This is a genomic window from Pseudomonas sp. 3296 (assembly GCF_031456615.1).
Classification (GTDB): domain Bacteria; phylum Pseudomonadota; class Gammaproteobacteria; order Pseudomonadales; family Pseudomonadaceae; genus Aquipseudomonas; species Aquipseudomonas mucoides.
Genome location: NZ_JAVDUY010000006.1, coordinates 211,470 through 227,452 on the forward strand (window position 1 = coordinate 211,470; position 15,983 = coordinate 227,452).

13 protein-coding genes are annotated in these 15,983 nt (G+C 60.2%); 4 read left to right on the plus strand and 9 right to left on the minus strand.

Annotated features, from left to right (window positions below; all coding sequences use genetic code 11):
* Positions 1 to 77: 77 nt before the first annotated feature.
* The 7 genes from phaZ to argS all read right to left on the minus strand — a co-directional run bounded on the left by phaZ (position 78) and on the right by argS (position 7,989).
* A complete protein-coding gene (gene phaZ, locus J2X66_RS17760; RefSeq protein WP_027922111.1) occupies positions 78 to 932 on the minus strand; it encodes a poly(3-hydroxyalkanoate) depolymerase in 855 nt (284 codons plus the stop codon).
* Positions 933 to 1,079: 147 nt separating this feature from the next.
* The gene (gene phaC, locus J2X66_RS17765; RefSeq protein WP_027922110.1) at positions 1,080 to 2,759 is read right to left on the minus strand and encodes a class II poly(R)-hydroxyalkanoic acid synthase; all 1,680 of its coding nucleotides are present in this window, start codon (positions 2,757 to 2,759) and stop codon (positions 1,080 to 1,082) included.
* Between the two features lie 257 nt (positions 2,760 to 3,016).
* Positions 3,017 to 3,388, minus strand: coding sequence for a gamma-butyrobetaine hydroxylase-like domain-containing protein (locus tag J2X66_RS17770; protein WP_027922109.1), 372 nt, complete (start codon positions 3,386 to 3,388; stop codon positions 3,017 to 3,019).
* 79 nt (positions 3,389 to 3,467) lie between these two features.
* Positions 3,468 to 4,808 (minus strand): ATP-dependent protease ATPase subunit HslU, encoded by a 1,341-nt coding sequence (hslU, locus tag J2X66_RS17775; protein ID WP_310266614.1) that lies wholly within the window; start codon positions 4,806 to 4,808, stop codon positions 3,468 to 3,470.
* Between the two features lie 55 nt (positions 4,809 to 4,863).
* Positions 4,864 to 5,394 carry an ATP-dependent protease subunit HslV gene (gene hslV / locus J2X66_RS17780; RefSeq protein ID WP_007899242.1) on the minus strand — a complete coding sequence of 177 codons (531 nt, stop codon included), beginning with the start codon at positions 5,392 to 5,394 and terminating at the stop codon, positions 4,864 to 4,866.
* A gap of 149 nt (positions 5,395 to 5,543) precedes the next feature.
* The gene (locus J2X66_RS17785; protein ID WP_027922107.1) at positions 5,544 to 6,251 is read right to left on the minus strand and encodes an SPOR domain-containing protein; all 708 of its coding nucleotides are present in this window, start codon (positions 6,249 to 6,251) and stop codon (positions 5,544 to 5,546) included.
* Between the two features lies 1 nt (position 6,252).
* Positions 6,253 to 7,989: an arginine--tRNA ligase gene (gene argS / locus J2X66_RS17790; RefSeq protein ID WP_310266618.1), complete on the minus strand. Its 1,737-nt coding sequence runs from the start codon at positions 7,987 to 7,989 to the stop codon at positions 6,253 to 6,255.
* Here argS and J2X66_RS17795 point away from each other — a divergent pair.
* A complete protein-coding gene (locus J2X66_RS17795; RefSeq protein ID WP_310266620.1) occupies positions 7,988 to 8,110 on the plus strand; it encodes a hypothetical protein in 123 nt (40 codons plus the stop codon). The two genes, argS and J2X66_RS17795, sit on opposite strands and share 2 nt — an antisense overlap.
* Positions 8,111 to 8,170: 60 nt before the next feature.
* On the opposite strand, the gene J2X66_RS17800 is transcribed toward J2X66_RS17795, so the two are convergent.
* Entirely contained in the window at positions 8,171 to 10,390 is a 2,220-nt protein-coding gene (locus tag J2X66_RS17800) for a primosomal protein N' (RefSeq protein WP_310266622.1), read from the minus strand.
* 203 nt (positions 10,391 to 10,593) lie between these two features.
* Here J2X66_RS17800 and rpmE point away from each other — a divergent pair, with 203 nt between their 5' ends.
* The 3 genes from rpmE to J2X66_RS17815 all read left to right on the plus strand — a co-directional run bounded on the left by rpmE (position 10,594) and on the right by J2X66_RS17815 (position 13,090).
* Complete coding sequence (rpmE, locus tag J2X66_RS17805; RefSeq protein ID WP_008080648.1) at positions 10,594 to 10,824, plus strand: 50S ribosomal protein L31; 231 nt, start codon at positions 10,594 to 10,596, stop codon at positions 10,822 to 10,824.
* Positions 10,825 to 10,838: 14 nt separating this feature from the next.
* Complete coding sequence (locus tag J2X66_RS17810; protein WP_310266625.1) at positions 10,839 to 11,639, plus strand: thermonuclease family protein; 801 nt, start codon at positions 10,839 to 10,841, stop codon at positions 11,637 to 11,639.
* 182 nt (positions 11,640 to 11,821) lie between these two features.
* Positions 11,822 to 13,090, plus strand: a complete 1,269-nt coding sequence (locus J2X66_RS17815) for a malic enzyme-like NAD(P)-binding protein (RefSeq protein ID WP_310266628.1) — start codon at positions 11,822 to 11,824, stop codon at positions 13,088 to 13,090.
* A gap of 239 nt (positions 13,091 to 13,329) precedes the next feature.
* Here the strand turns inward: J2X66_RS17815 and J2X66_RS17820 are convergent, their stop codons facing one another.
* Entirely contained in the window at positions 13,330 to 15,771 is a 2,442-nt protein-coding gene (locus tag J2X66_RS17820) for a penicillin-binding protein 1A (RefSeq protein ID WP_405046789.1), read from the minus strand.
* Positions 15,772 to 15,983: the final 212 nt, after the last annotated feature.

The window sequence follows — 15,983 nt, forward strand, 5'->3', positions numbered from 1 at the left end:
AACTCACTGAACCAGATCACCATAGACGCTGTTGTGGGTTGCTGCGCGGCGCGGCGTCCTGCCGGCCGATAAAGCGACTAACTGCCCAGCGGCGTCGGGTGCGGGTGCATCACGGCGCGCTGACGTTCTTCCTCGAGGAATTTCATGATGATCGGTGCCACCGCTTCGGCGCGCGTGATCAGGAACAGATGCCCGTCATCGATGATGTGCAGCTGGGCGTTGGGAATTCGCCAGGCCAGCAGGCGCATGTTGACCAGCGGGATCAGTGGATCGTCGTCACCGGCCAGTACCAGCGTCGGTTGGTTGATTTTGTGCAGCCAGTGAATACTGGTCCAGCCGAGGCCGGCAAACAGTTGCCAGTAATAACCGAGCTTGCCTGCCGAACGGACTTTCGCCGCGTGACTGGCCGCCAGGGTGGGGTCGCGACGGAACGCGCCGCCATAGATCATCGGAGCGATGCGTATTACGTGTGACGGCTGGATGTAGCGCCGTGGGCTGGCCATCATCCACAGCACTTTCGGTTTGCCCGGCACCATCACTGCACCGGCGGCCGTGGCTGCCAATACGAGTTTCTTGCAGCGCTCGGGGTAGTCATACGCGAACTGCTGGGCGAGGGCGCCACCCCAGGACACGCCGATCACGTTGACTTGTCCGTAGTCGAGATAATCGAGCATCCGCGCCGTGAGCTTCGCCAGGCCCGGAAAGCGGTACGGCCGATTTGGCGTCGACGAGCCGCCGACACCGGGCACATCGAACGCAATGACTTCCAGGTCCGGGTCCAGTGCCGCGACGAACGGAAACACCAGCTCCAGATTGGCGCCGATGCCGTTGAAAATGAGCAAGGGCGTCAAGTGAGGCTTGCCGGGGCGTACTGCCGTGCGGAGGGTCTGGCCATCCAGGTCGACGGTACGGAATATAAACGGTTGCGGCATGCTTCAGGCCCTGTGGGTTAATTCATCCCCGATCCCCTGTAGGAGCCGAGCTTGCTCGCGATAGCGATGAGGCCGACGCAGTTACATTGACTGTGCCGCCGCCTTCGCGAGCAAGCTCGACTCCTGCAGGAGGGTGGGGTGTGTCAGTTACCGCTCATGCACATAAGTACCCGGTGCTGCTTCGCCGGCGGTGAAGGTTTTATTGCCATAAACCGTTGGCGCCTTCTTCAGTTTGCCCGAACGTTCGGCCAGCCATGTCTGCCAGTGCAGCCACCAGGAATCGGTGTGCTTGGTGGAGTTTTCTTGCCAATCTTCAGCCTTGGCCGGCATTTCACTGCTGGTCATGTAGCGCGATTTCGGGTTGCCCGGCGGGTTCAGAATGCTCTGGATATGTCCGCTGCTCGACAGCACGAATTCGACCTTGCCGCCAAACAGTTGCGCCGACTTGTAGCAGGACTTCCACGGGGTGATGTGGTCGGTGGTGCCGGCCAGGCTGTAAATATCTGCGGTGACTTGTTTCAGGTCGATTGGCGTACCGCACACTTCCAGTGCATCGGGGCGGATCAGTGGATTACTTTTGAACATCTCGATCAGGTCGCCGTGGAACGCGGCGGGCAACCGAGTGGTGTCATTGTTCCAGAACAGGATGTCGAACACCGGCGGTTCGTTACCCAGCAGGTAGTTGTTGACCCAGTAGTTCCAGATCAAATCGTTGGGGCGCATCCAGGCGAAGACTTTCGCCATGTCTCGGCCTTCCAGCACACCGGCCTGATAGGACTGGCGCTTGGCGGATTCCAGGGTTTGCTCGTCGACGAACAGGGCGACGTCACTGTCCAGGGTGGTGTCCAGCACGCTGACCAGCAGTGTCAGGGCGTTGACCTTTTTCTCGCCGAGAGCCGCGTAATGGCCCAGCAGCGCGGTGCAGGTGATGCCGCCGGAGCAGGCGCCGAGCATGTTGATGTCTTTGCTGCCAGTGATGGCGCTGACCACATCGACCGCTTCCTTGAGCGCTTCAATGTAGGTCGACAGGCCCCACTCGCGCTGTTCCTTGGTCGGGTTGCGCCAGCTGACGATAAAGGTCTGCACATTGCTGCGCAGGCAGTAGCGCGCCAGGCTCTTTTCCGGGCTCAAGTCGAATACGTAAAATTTGTTGATCTGTGGCGGCACCACCAGCAGGGGGCGCTCCAAGACTTGTTCGGTGGTCGGCTTGTACTGAATCAGTTCCAGCACGTCGTTGCGGAACACGACAGCGCCTTCGGTCACGCCCAGGCTCTTGCCGACTTCGAATGCGCCCATGTTGACCTGGCTCGGCATGCCGCCGTTGTGCACCATGTCCTTGGCCAGATGCGAAAGGCCATCGAGCAGGCTTTTGCCGCCGGTTTCGAAGAAGCGCTTGACTGCCGCCGGGTTGGCCGCCGTATTGGTCGGGGCCATGGCTTCGGTCATGAGGTTGATCACGAAATGTCCGCGCGCGACATCCTTGGGCGCCAGGTTACTCTCGTCGATCCAGTCGTGGAGCTCCTTGCGCCACGCCAGGTAAGTTTGCAGATAACGTTTATAGAGCGGGTTCTGACTCCACGCCGGATCAGCGAAGCGACGGTCTTCGGGGGTCGGAAGCAGTTCGGATTTGCCAAACAACACGTTCTTCAGTTCAAGGCCGAAATGGGCAACATGCTTGGCACTGTGGACCGGTTGTTTGATGGCCTGCCTGAGCACCATGCGAGCAGAAGCCAGTAGATCTTTACCACGCAGCCCAACGACAGGATTCAGCCCTAAAGTGTTTTCCGAGGCTTGATATTTCAAGTCATCGTTATTCTTGTTACTCATCTACGACGCTCCATTGTCCTGAGACGAGTACCTGAGCCTGACTGGGTAGTCACACAGCCAATGCCAGGTACTACTGCTCGGGTGACCGTTAATACTGCATCGCTGCTTTTTAGTTCAGAGAGCCTGCAGGGAACTTGCCAGATCCATTGGTTACCCGAGTTTAATTTTTTTCGCAAGCGGGCCAATCATTGGCCCTGAGGCGGAGCATTCAAACAGATGAAATTAGAAAATGCCCTCTAAAGAGCAAGAGGCCTGACTTAGAGCATCAGTTTGACGACGGATTCGTTCGGGTCGCGGGTTTTTCCAGCGGCTTTGAGCTCGGCAAGATAGTCGTCCCAAAGTGCGTCATAACGTCGCGCCAGCTCGTAGAGGTATTCCCAGGTGAACAGGCCGCTGTCGTGGCCGTCGTCGAAGGTCAACTTCAGTGCGTACTGACCGGCCGGTTCTACCTTGGTCAGGCCGACGTTTTTCTTGCCAAATTGCAGAATGGGTTTGCCGTGGCCCTGGACCTCGGCGGAGGGAGAGTGCACGCGCAGGAACTCGGCGGGCAGGTGATATTCCTCGCCGGACGCGTATTTCAGCGACAGGGTTTTCGAGGCTTTGTGCAGTTTGATGTCGGTGGGGAGCATAGGAAGAGCCTCGGGCGGAAAGCTACAAGCTGCAAGCTTAACTCGATAAGCTTGACGCTTGTAGCTTGCAACTTGAGGCTTACAGAATGTAGCGGGACAGGTCTTCGTTCTGCGCCAATTCGCCCAAGTGGCTGTTGACGTAGTCGGCGTCGATCATGATCACCTTGCCGTCATGGGCGCTGGCCAGGTCACCGGCGCTGAACGACACCTCTTCAAGCAGGCGCTCGAGCAAGGTGTGCAGTCGACGGGCACCGATGTTCTCGGTCTTCTCGTTGACCTGCCAGGCAATTTCGGCAATGCGCTTGATGCCGTCCGGCTGGAACTCGATGCCCAGGCCTTCGGTTTTCAGCAGTGCGCAATATTGCTCGGTCAGCGAGGCATGTGGCTCGCTGAGAATGCGCTCGAAGTCTTCCGGCGTCAGCGCCTTGAGCTCGACACGAATCGGCAGGCGGCCTTGCAGTTCCGGCACCAGGTCGCTCGGCTTGCTCAGGTGGAATGCACCGGAGGCGATGAACAGGATGTGGTCGGTCTTGACCATACCCAACTTGGTGTTGACGGTGCAGCCTTCGATCAGCGGCAGCAAGTCACGCTGCACGCCTTCACGGGACACGTCGACGCCGCCCGAGTTGCCACGCTTGGCGACCTTGTCGATTTCGTCGATGAACACGATACCGTGCTGCTCGACCGCTTCCAGCGCCTTGGCCTTCAACTCTTCTTCGTTGACCAGGCGACCGGCTTCCTCGTCACGCACCAGTTTCAGCGCTTCCTTGACCTTGAGCTTGCGGCTTTTCTTTTTGCCCTTGCCCATGTTGGCAAACAGGTTCTGCAACTGGTTGGTCATCTCTTCCATGCCCGGTGGCGCGGAGATGTCGACGCCGGCCACGTCGGCGACTTCGATTTCGATCTCCTTGTCATCCAGCTGACCTTCACGCAGGCGTTTGCGGAACAGCTGACGGGTGTTGGAATCGGTGGCCGATCCGGCGTCTTCGTTGCTGAAACCCATGCGAGCCGGTGGCAGCAGGGCGTCGAGGATACGGTCTTCGGCAGCGTCTTCGGCGCGATGGCGAACCTTGGTCATTTCCTGTTCGCGCAGCAGCTTGATCGCCGCATCTGCCAGGTCACGAATGATCGATTCAACGTCGCGGCCTACGTAGCCGACTTCGGTGAACTTGGTCGCTTCGACTTTGATGAACGGCGCGTTGGCGAGTTTGGCCAGGCGGCGAGCGATCTCGGTTTTACCGACACCGGTCGGGCCGATCATCAGGATGTTCTTGGGGGTTACTTCAACGCGCAGCTCTTCAGGCAGCTGCATCCGGCGCCAGCGGTTACGCAGCGCGATGGCGACGGCGCGCTTGGCATCGTCCTGGCCGATGATATGGCGATTGAGTTCGTGGACGATTTCACGGGGAGTCATGGACATAGTAATTGGCGGTCCTCAGGTAAAAGTGAGCCGTGGCGTGGTGGCCAAAACAGGCTTACTCAGCGAGGTCCTGCTCCTCAATGGTGAAGGTGTGGTTGGTGAATACACAGATGTCGCCGGCGATGCCGAGGGCGGTTTCGACGATTTCCCGGGCCGACAGATCGGTCTTCTTCAGCAGTGCGCTGGCAGCGGCCTGGGCGTAGCCGCCGCCGGAACCCATGGCGATCAGGCCTTCTTCAGGCTCAACCACATCGCCATTGCCGGTGATGATCAGGGAGGCGTCTTTGTTGGCGACTGCGAGCATGGCTTCGAGGCGGCTGAGGGAGCGGTCGGTGCGCCATTCTTTGGCGAGCTCGACGGCCGCGCGAACCAAGTGACCTTGGTGTTTCTCAAGCTGGCCTTCGAAACGTTCGAAGAGGGTGAAGGCGTCAGCGGTAGCCCCGGCAAAACCGGCGATAACCTGGCCGTGGTACAGGCGGCGAACTTTTTTCGCATTGCCTTTCATCACGGTATTGCCGAGAGAAACCTGGCCGTCGCCGCCCATGACGACTTTGCCGTGGCGGCGAACTGAAACGATGGTGGTCAAGGGAGAGTCTCCACGCAGCGGGGCGAAAATGCCTTATGCCAACTCATATGGGGGTGGTGGAGCGTTTTTCAACTGCGGGATGGCAGAGGGGACGAGTGGTGTCGCTGGTGATCGTTCCCACGCAGAGCGTGGGAACGATCAGTGGCAGGTCAGCGGCTTTGGCGTTGTTGTAACAACAGGTTGCTAAAGCCTGCGCCGGCCAGTTGTTTCTGTGCCGTGGTCAGTTGTTCGCGATTGCTGAACGGCCCGACCAGCACTCGATACCAGGTTTCGTCCTTCACCGTGCCTGACTCAACCGCCACGGCCTGCCCCAGCAGAATGATCTGTGCGCGAACCTTGTCCGCATCAGTCTCTTTGCGGAACGAACCGGCCTGCAGGAAGAACTTGGTCACTGGCGCCGCTTTGGAGACGGGGGGGGCGGGTGGCGGCGTAATCCCGGCCAGAGCGGCCTGAGCCCGCGCCGTGTCGATCTTCGCCGCTTCGGCCGGTGTTACTGGCGTGGTCGGAATGGCTGGCACTTGTGGCGTTGGCAGAGTCTTCTCCGGCACGGCATCCGGTGGCACGATTACTTCCGATTCCGGCAGCAAGGTGTAGAAGTCGTACTTCGGCTTCACCGGTTGCGTCGGGCTCGGCGGGGTCTTGTTGGCCTCGGCGATCTTGGCTTTCTGTTGCTGTTCCACCTTCTCGCGCTTGACCGTGTCGCTGCCCTTGCCGGGCTCCAGTTTCATCAGGAAGACGATGAACGCGCCCACCGTCAGGCCGATGGCCATCCACAGCCAGCCCGGGATCGGTTGTTTTGCAGGAGCTTGGTAACGGCTGGCGCCACGTTTGGGTGCAGGTTTTTTCTTGGCAGCCAACTTACATACGCTCCAGAGTTTCCAGACCCAAGAGTTCCAGGCCTTGCTTGAGAGTGCGGCCGGTCAGCGCGGCGAGGCGCAGACGACTTTGCATTTGCGCCGGGGTGTCGGCGCTGAGGATCGGGCAGTTCTCGTAGAAACTGGAGAACAGGCCGGCCACATCGTACAGGTAGGTGCAGAGGATGTGCGGCGTGCCTTTGTCGGACACGTTGTTGAGGATTTCACCGAACTGCGCCAGTTTGGCAGCCAACTCGTGTTCGTGCGCCGCTTCCAGGACGATCTGGCCTTCGACTTCGGTGAAGTCCTTGCCCAGTTTGCGGAACACACCGGCAACGCGGGTGTAGGCATACAGCAAGTACGGCGCGGTGTTGCCTTCGAAGTTCAGCATCAGGTCGAAGTTGAAGCTGTAGTCGCTGGTGCGGTGCTTGGACAGGTCGGCGTATTTCACCGCGCCAATGCCCACCACCTTGGCGATATTGCGCAACTCGGCTTCGGCCAGCTCCGGATTCTTTTCCTTCACCAGGGTGTAGGCACGTTCCTGGGCTTCGGTCAGCAAGTCAATCAGCTTCACGGTGCCGCCGTCACGGGTCTTGAACGGACGGCCATCGGCGCCGTTCATGGTGCCGAAGCCCATGTGTTCCATTTCCATCGGGTGCGTCACGAAGCCGGCCTTGCGCGCCACGGCGAACACTTGCTGGAAGTGCAGGGCCTGACGCTGGTCGACGAAGTACAGCGCGCGATCAGCCTTGAGCTTGCCGCTGCGGTAACGCACGGCCGCCAGGTCGGTGGTGGCATAGAGGTAGCCGCCGTCTGCCTTGACGATGATCACCGGCAGCGGGTCGCCGTCGGCATTCTTGAACTCGTCGAGGAACACGCACTGGGCGCCATTGCTTTCGACCAGCATGCCGGCGGCCTTGAGGTCGTTGACCACGTTGATCAGGTCGTCGTTGTAGGCACTTTCGCCCATCACGTCAGCCATGGTCAGTTTGACGTTCAGCAGTTCGTAGATTTTCTGGCAGTGCGACAGCGAGATGTCTTTGAACTTGGTCCACAGCGCCAGGCAGTCCGGGTCGCCGGCTTGCAGCTTGACCACCAGACCACGGGCACGATCGGCAAATTCTTCGGATTCGTCGAAGCGTTGTTTGGCCGCACGGTAGAAGTTTTCCAGGTCCGACAGCTCGTCGCTGGTGATCGGGTTTTCCTGCAGGTACGCCATCAACATGCCGAACTGGGTGCCCCAGTCGCCCACGTGGTTCTGACGGATCACGTCGTCGCCGAGGAACTCCAGAACGCGCGCCACGCCGTCACCGATGATGGTCGAGCGCAAATGGCCGACGTGCATTTCTTTGGCGAGGTTCGGTGCCGACAGGTCGACGACAGTGCGTTGCGCCGGGCCGGCCTTGCGCACGCCGATGTGTGCGTCGGCCAGTGCGGCGTCGAGGCGAGTGGCCAGGGCGTCGGTGTTCTGGAAGAAGTTCAGGAAGCCTGGGCCGGCGATTTCGGTTTTGCTGACGTTTTCATCAGCCGGTAGCGCAGCGATGATTTTCTCGGCCAGATCGCGTGGCTTCATGCCGGCCGGTTTGGCCAGCATCATGGCGATGTTGCTGGCGAAGTCGCCGTTCTTTTTATCGCGGGAATTTTCCACCTGGATCGCCGGCGACAGGCCTTCAGGCAACACACCTTCGTTGACGAGTTGGGTGATGGCTTGTTGGATCAGCTGGCGAATGGTGTCTTTCATGGTGGTCTCTTTCGACCGCAAGCGCGGTGCGCGCTTCGATGCGCTGGTGGAAAAACTGGGCATTATCCGTTGCGAAGACGAGCTTGCCAACTATAGCGGGCAGGATATGGATATGTGGTGACAAATAGTCAGCCTTCGTCGGAACGCCGCCCGGAGCCTGCTCGCGAAGGCGATCTCTAATTCAATACAAATCCACGGGATCGACATCAAGGGACCAGCGCACCGCCCGCCCACTTGGCATCTGCTCCAGCTCCAGCAACCAGCTGCTCAACAATCGATGCAGCGGCGCCCGGGCCGTGGCCTGCAACAACAACTGTGCGCGATAGCGCCCGGCACGGCGTTCCATCGGCGCCGGTACTGGGCCCAACAACTCGATCCCGCCCAGATTCTGCTCGGCCAGCAAACGTTCAGCCTCGCTGCACGCCTCATCAAGAAAACCTTCAGCCTGCCCCGGTTTGTGCGCTTCGGCCCGCAGCAGCGCCAAATGCGCAAACGGTGGCAGTCCAGCGGAGCGACGTTCGCTCAACGCCTGCTCGGCAAACGCGAAATACCCTTGCTCGGTCAATTGCACCAGTAGCGGATGGTCGGCCAGGTGCGTCTGGATAATCACTCTGCCCGGCTCTTCCGCCCGTCCGGCGCGGCCGGCCACCTGAACGATCAACTGCGCCATGCGCTCGCTGGCGCGGAAGTCGCCCGAAAACAGGCCGCCGTCGGCGTCGAGAATCGACACCAGCGTCACCCGCGGAAAGTGATGCCCTTTGGCAAGCATTTGCGTGCCGACCAATATGCACGGCTGGCCTTTCTGAATGGTGGCGAACAGCTGATTCATCGCGTCCTTGCGCGATGTGCTGTCACGGTCGACCCGCAACACCGGGACGTCCGGGAACAGAATCGCCAGCCGTTCCTCGGCGCGCTCGGTGCCAGCACCCACGGGGCGCAAATCGACTTTGCTGCATTTCGGGCAACGCCGCGGCACGCGCTCGACGTAACCGCAATGGTGGCAGCGCAGTTCGCCGGAGCGTTGGTGCACGGTCATCCGCGCATCACAGCGCTGGCATTCGGACATCCAGCCGCAGTCGTGACACAACAGCGTCGGCGCAAAACCGCGACGGTTGAGGAACACCAACACTTGCTGGCCGGCGGCCAGGGTCTGGCCGATGGCCTGCTGCATCGGCCCGGAAATGCCGCTGTCCAGCGGGCGACTTTTTACATCCAGGCGCAGGAAGCGCGGTTGCTTGGCGCCGCCCGCCCGCTCGTTCAGCCGTAGGAGGCCGTAACGGCCGGTGTAGGCGTTGTGCAGGCTTTCCAGTGAAGGTGTGGCGGAGCCGAGGACAATCGGGATGTTTTCCTGGCGGGCGCGGACCAGTGCCAGGTCGCGGGCGTGGTAACGCAAGCCTTCCTGCTGTTTATAGGAACCGTCGTGCTCTTCATCGATGATGATCAGGCCGGGGTTCTTCATCGGCGTGAACAGCGCCGAGCGGGTGCCGATAATGATGTCGGCGTCGCCATCCCGCGCGGCGAGCCAGGCTTCGAGGCGTTCGCGGTCGTTGACTGCCGAGTGAATCAGCGCGATGCGCGCATTGAAGCGCTGCTCGAAACGCGCCAGGGTCTGCGGGCCGAGGTTGATCTCCGGGATCAGCACCAGCGCCTGCTTGCCGGCTTCGAGGGTTTCGCGGATCAGCTGTAGATAGACTTCGGTCTTGCCGCTGCCGGTGACGCCGGCCAGCAGAAACGCATGATAGCTGTCGAACCCGGCGCGAATCGCTTCATAGGCGGCGCGTTGTTCCGGGTTGAGTGGTAGCTCCGGCTGCGCCAGCCAGTGTTCATGACGTGCGCCGGGGGCGTGTTTGCGGATTTCGACCTGGACCAGATCTTTGGCCAGCAACAAATCCAGGCTGTCCTTGCTCAGCATCAGTTTGCTCAGCAACTGATGCGCCACGCCGTGGGGATGCTGGGCCAGTGTCGCCAGGGCTTCGCGTTGGCGGGGCGCGCGGGCGATGCGCGGATCATCAAGGCTGGCGCCCGGCGCGGCGGACCAGAAGCGTTCCTGGCGCGCTTCGGCCAGTTCGCCCTGACGCAGCAACACCGGCAGCGCCCAACTCAAGGTGTCGCCAAGGCTGTGCTGATAATACTGGGACGTCCACAGGCACAGCTTGAACAACGCGGGGGGCAGTGGCGGTGTGGCGTCGAGCAGGGCAATCGCCGGTTTGAGCTTTTCCACCGGCACTTCGCTGGTGTCGGTAATCTCCACCAGAATCCCGATCATTTCCCGCCGACCGAACGGCACCCGCAGGCGCATGCCCGGTTGCAACTGGGCGCGCAGGACTCCGGCCGGGGCACGGTAATCGAACAGACGGCGCAGCGGCGAAGGCAGGGCGAGGCGCAAAATGGCGTCGGGCACGCGGGGGGATCTCGATCAGCAGGCAGTAAAAAGGAGCAGGCTCACCCCCACAGGGGACGGCGCTTTGGGTCGGGAGCCTAGCAGACGGTCGGTCTCAGCGACAGCTTGCGTGATTGCAAAGGTCTGGTAGAATCCGCGGCCTAATTATGTGCGGTATTCAACAATAGTGTTGAGTGGCGGCACACTAGCCTGAGGAATACACCATGAAAGCCGATATCCATCCAGCGTACGAAACCATCGAAGTAACTTGCAGCTGCGGCAACAAGTTCGAAACTCGTTCGAACCTGTGCAAGCCACTGGGTACTGACGTATGCAACGAGTGCCACCCGTTCTACACCGGTAAGCAGAAGACTCTGGATACTGGCGGTCGTGTACAGCGCTTTGCAGACCGTTTTGGCGCTTTCGGCAAGAAAGCTCCAGCTGCTGCAGAGTAAGGTTGAAGGGCCCGATGGGCTTTTCCTTGCTGTTGAAAAAGGCGTCCCTCGCGGGCGCCTTTTTTGTGTCTGCGATTTGGCTGTCCGGCGCCCAGGCCTTCTGTCCGGTGCCAAGTGGCCTTGCACCCGTCGTGGTGCAGCGTGTGGTGGATGGCGACACCTTGCGCCTGAGCGATGGCCGCAGTGTACGCATGATCGGCTTGAATACGCCTGAGCTGGGCAAGCAGGGCCGTTCCGACGAGCCGTTTGCCGTGGTTGCGCGCAAACGCCTGCAAGCGCTGGTCGCAGCCAGCGACGGACGCGTGAGCTTGCTGCCTGGAAAAGAGAGCAAAGACCATTACGGACGCACACTGGCTCATGTCTACAGCGCTGATGGCGCCAACCTTGAAGCGCAGATGCTCGCAGAAGGGCTCGGTTTCCAAGTGGCAGTCGCGCCGAATGTCGATTTGGTCGGCTGCCAGCAAGCCGCCGAACGCAGTGCCCGTCAGGCCGGCCTTGGCTTGTGGCGGCAATCACCTGTACTGAAAGCAGAGCAGATCAACGCTTCCGGTTTCGCCGTGCTCAGTGGGCGTGTCAGCAAGGTTCAGCGCAATCGCGGTGGGATTTGGATCGAGTTGCAGGATTCAGTTGTATTGCGTGTTGCACCCAATCTACTCGGGCAGTTCGATGTCCCGGCGCTGGAAAACCTGGAAGGCAAGCAGATCGAGGTGCGTGGCTGGGTAGTGGACCGTTCCCGTCGCGGCGGGTTGAAATCCGGACAGGCGCGCTGGCTTCTACCGCTCACCGATCCGTCGATGCTGAAAATCGCACGCTAAGAAAAAATTGTAGACATTTTTACTGTCGATTGTGAACAGTCTATCCCTTGTGTTCCGCGGCTCTTGGCCCAAAGTCTTAGGGCAGGGCGCTTGACAGGGGTGACCGGTCAGTCTTGTGGGGATTTTGCGAGGCGCGTATCCTCGCTGACCAGTCTGTCCAACAGTAAAAGCGGAATGCCCCCATGTCTGATTTGAAAACTGCCGCTCTCGAATATCATGCCCATCCTCGTCCAGGTAAGCTGAGCGTCGAGCTCACCAAGGCCACCGCTACCGCCCGCGACCTGTCGCTGGCCTACAGCCCCGGCGTAGCCGAACCAGTACGCGAAATCGCCCGCGATCCTGAACTGGCCTACAAATACACCGGCAAAGGCAACCTGGTTGCAGTCATTTCCGATGGCACCGCGATTCTCGGCCTGGGTAACCTCGGCCCATTGGCCTCCAAGCCTGTGATGGAAGGTAAAGGCGTGCTGTTCAAGCGATTCGCCGGCATTGACGTTTTCGACATCGAAGTCGACTCCGAAAGCCCGCAAGCCTTCATCGACACCGTCAAGCGCATCTCCATCACCTTCGGTGGCATCAACCTGGAAGACATCAAGGCGCCAGAGTGCTTTGAAATCGAACGCGCCCTGATCGAGCAGTGCGACATTCCAGTGTTCCACGATGACCAGCACGGCACCGCGATCGTTACCGCGGCCGGCATGATCAACGCCCTGGAAATCGCTGGCAAAACCCTCGCTGATGCCAAGATCGTCTGCCTGGGCGCCGGCGCGGCCGCCATCTCCTGCATGAAATTGCTGGTGAGCATGGGCGCCAACATCGAAAACATCTTCATGGTTGACCGTACCGGCGTGATCCACTCCGGCCGTGACGACCTGAACCAGTACAAGGCTGTCTTCGCTCACGCGACTGATAAGCGCACCCTGGCAGACGCACTGCAAGGCGCGGACGTGTTCGTTGGCCTGTCCGGCCCGAACCTGCTGAGCGCTGAAGGCCTGCTGTCGATGGCGCCTAACCCGATCGTGTTCGCGTGCTCCAACCCGGATCCGGAAATCTCCCCGGAACTGGCTCACGCCACTCGTGACGACGTAATCATGGCCACCGGCCGTTCGGACTACCCGAACCAGGTCAACAACGTTCTGGGCTTCCCGTTCATCTTCCGTGGTGCCCTGGACGTTCGCGCCAAGCGTATCAACGAAGAAATGAAAGTGGCCGCGGCCAACGCCCTGCGTGAACTGGCCAAGCTGCCGGTTCCTCAGGAAGTGTGCGACGCCTACGGCGGCATCAAACTGGAATTCGGCCGTGAGTACATCATTCCGAAACCAATGGATGCCCGTCTGATTACCCTGATTTCTGATGCTGTGGCCAAAGCCGCCATCGAGACTGGCGTAGCGACCCTGCCGTATCCGAAGAACTACCCGCTGAAAAGCGTGGATGACGTGTTCAACGGCTAAGCCGTTGTAGCGCTTCAACCAAAAAGCCCCGGTTCGTATGAGTCGGGGCTTTTTCATGTCTGGCAGGTGATCGTTCCCACGCTCCGCGTGGGAATGCCTCTTCGGACGCTCTGCGTTCGGCTCTGGATGGGACGCGGAGCGTCCCGGGCTGCATTCCCACGCAGAGCGTGGGAACGATCAGTGCAACAAAAAGCCCCGCTCTTCTCTCGAAGGCGGGGCTTTTGCGTTGCGCTACCCGATCAGAACAAGTCGATCGGTGCCGCTTCATCCGCTGGCAGCGGGCTGCCCGGCGCTGTGCCGTTGCCCAACTCATTCACCGACGGTGGCGTGTCTTCGGCCTTGAACAGTTCGAAGTATGCGCCTGGCGTGCCTGGGCTGGCGGCACGACCGCTGACCGGGTCGACCCGCAGGCTCAGGATGCCTTCCGGCTCGGGCTGTGTATGCGGCGGCTTGTCTTTGAGGGCGGCGCCCATGTAGCTCATCCAGATCGGCAGTGCGACGGTGCCGCCGAACTCCTTGCGGCCAAGGCTTTCAGGCTGGTCGAAACCGGTCCAGACCGTGGTCACGTAATCGGCGTTATAGCCGGAGAACCACGCATCCTTGGATTCGTTGGTCGTACCGGTCTTGCCCGCAATGTCGCCACGTCCCAAGGCCAGCGCGCGACGGCCGGTACCGAGTTTGATCACGTCCTCCAGCATGCTGTTGAGGATGTAAGTCGTGCGGCCATCGACGATGCGTTCGGCTACAGCCGGTGTTTGCGGCGCAGTGCCTGGTGCGGCTGGCGCCTCGCCCGGTGTCGCGTTGACTGTAAAGGTCTGCGCGACCGGCGCAGCAATGCCGCTGGTCGCTGCATCGCCCTGAGGAACGCTCGGAGGGTTGGCGACGAACAGCGTGTCACCGTTGCGGCTTTCGATCTTGTCGATGATGTACGGGGTGATCTTGAAGCCACCGTTGGCGAAGGTGCTCCAGCCAGTGGCGATCTCCATCGGCGTCAGGGTTGCAGTGCCCAGCGCCAGCGACAGGTTCGGCGGCAGGTCCTGCTTGTTGAAGCCAAAGCGGGTGATGTAGTCGATGGTCTTGCCAACGCCCATCGCTTGCAGCAAGCGGATCGACACCAGGTTACGCGACTTGTACAGCGCTTCACGCAGTCGGATGGGGCCGAGGAAGGTGTTGGTGTCGTTCTTCGGACGCCAGACCTTGTCCAGGTATTCGTCGACAAACACAATCGGCGCGTCGTTCACCAGGCTGGAGGCGGTGTAGCCGTTATCCAGCGCCGCACTATAGACGAACGGTTTGAAGCTCGAGCCTGGCTGGCGCTTAGCCTGCAAGGCACGGTTGTAGTTGCTCTGCTCGAAGGCAAAACCGCCGACCAGCGACCGAATGGCGCCGTTCTGCGGATCAAGAGACACCAGCGCGCCCTGCGCCTGCGGGATCTGGCTGAATTTCAGCGAGTTGTCCGGCTGACGCTGCACGCGAATCAAATCACCGACCTGTGCCACATCCGACGGCTGCTTGGGATTGGCGCCCATGCTGTTGGTGTTCAGGAACGGACGCGCCCATTTCATGCTGTCCCAGCCGACGTGTTCGTCACCGGTGCGGGTCATCACTTGCAGGCCGTTTTTGTCGACTTGAGTGACGATGGCGGGTTCGAGGCTGCTGATAGTGCGTTGCTTGGTCAGCTCGGTTGCCCAGGCTTCACGGGTCTTGCCCGGCAGGCGCGACTCGGGGCCGCGATAACCATGGCGCTGGTCATACGTCATCAAGCCTTCATGAACCGCGGTGTTGGCCATTTCCTGCAGATTGCTCGGCACGGTCGTGGTTACGCGGAAACCTTCGGTGTAAGCGTCGCTGCCATAACGGCCAACCATTTCAGCGCGAGCCATTTCGGCGATGTACGGTGCGTTCACTTCCGGCGTCGGCACGTGATAACTGGCGTTCAGCGGCTCGTTGATCGCCGTGGTGTAGTCGGCTTCGGTGATTTTCCCGAGCTTGTACATACGCCCCAGAATCCAGTCGCGGCGCTCTTTGCTGCGGGCCGGGTTGGCCAGCGGGTTGAAGCGCGACGGGGCTTTTGGCAGGCCCGCGATCATCGCCATCTGGGCGAGGCTGACGTCGCGAATCGATTTGCCGTAGTAAACCTGCGCGGCGGCTTCGATGCCGTAGGCGCGGTTGCCCAGGTAGATCTTGTTGACGTACAGCTCAAGGATCTCGTCCTTGGTCAGCTGCCGTTCAATCTGCAGGGCCAGGAGGATTTCGGTGGTTTTGCGCGAGAAGCTGCGTTCGCTGGTCAGGAAGAAGTTCTTCGCGACCTGCATGGTGATGGTGCTGCCGCCGGACTGAATGTGTCCGCTCTTGACCAGTTGGGTCGCGGCACGCATCAGGCTGCTAGGGTCGACGCCATAGTGGTTGGCGAAATTGTCGTCTTCAGCACTTAGTAACGCATTAATGAAATTGGGGGGAATGTCGGCGAAACGGATCGGAGTACGGCGCATTTCGCCAAATTCTGCGATCAATTTGTTATCGCTGCTGTAGACCCGCAAAGGAATCTGCAACTGGATGCTTCTCAGCGCCTCCACGGATGGCAATCCGGGACTAAGGTAAAGGAAGGCGCCACTCAGACCCAGAAGCAGTCCGCAGAAAACGGCGACGATGGACCAACCGAAAAATTTCAGCAGACGAATCAAGGCTTTTGGACATCCAGGGCAAAGAATGAATGAGGCATCAGGGTTCGGATAAACAGGGAACAACCCGCGCTTGAAGTAAAAACCGGAAAAAAACGCTGGGCATTATAAGCATTTTTCCGCGGGGAGCGTCATTGGCGCTTCTGTCAAGACGGGAGGTAATGAACGCAACGGATATTACAGAGTCCGTAAGACACGGATAGTCATAGGGA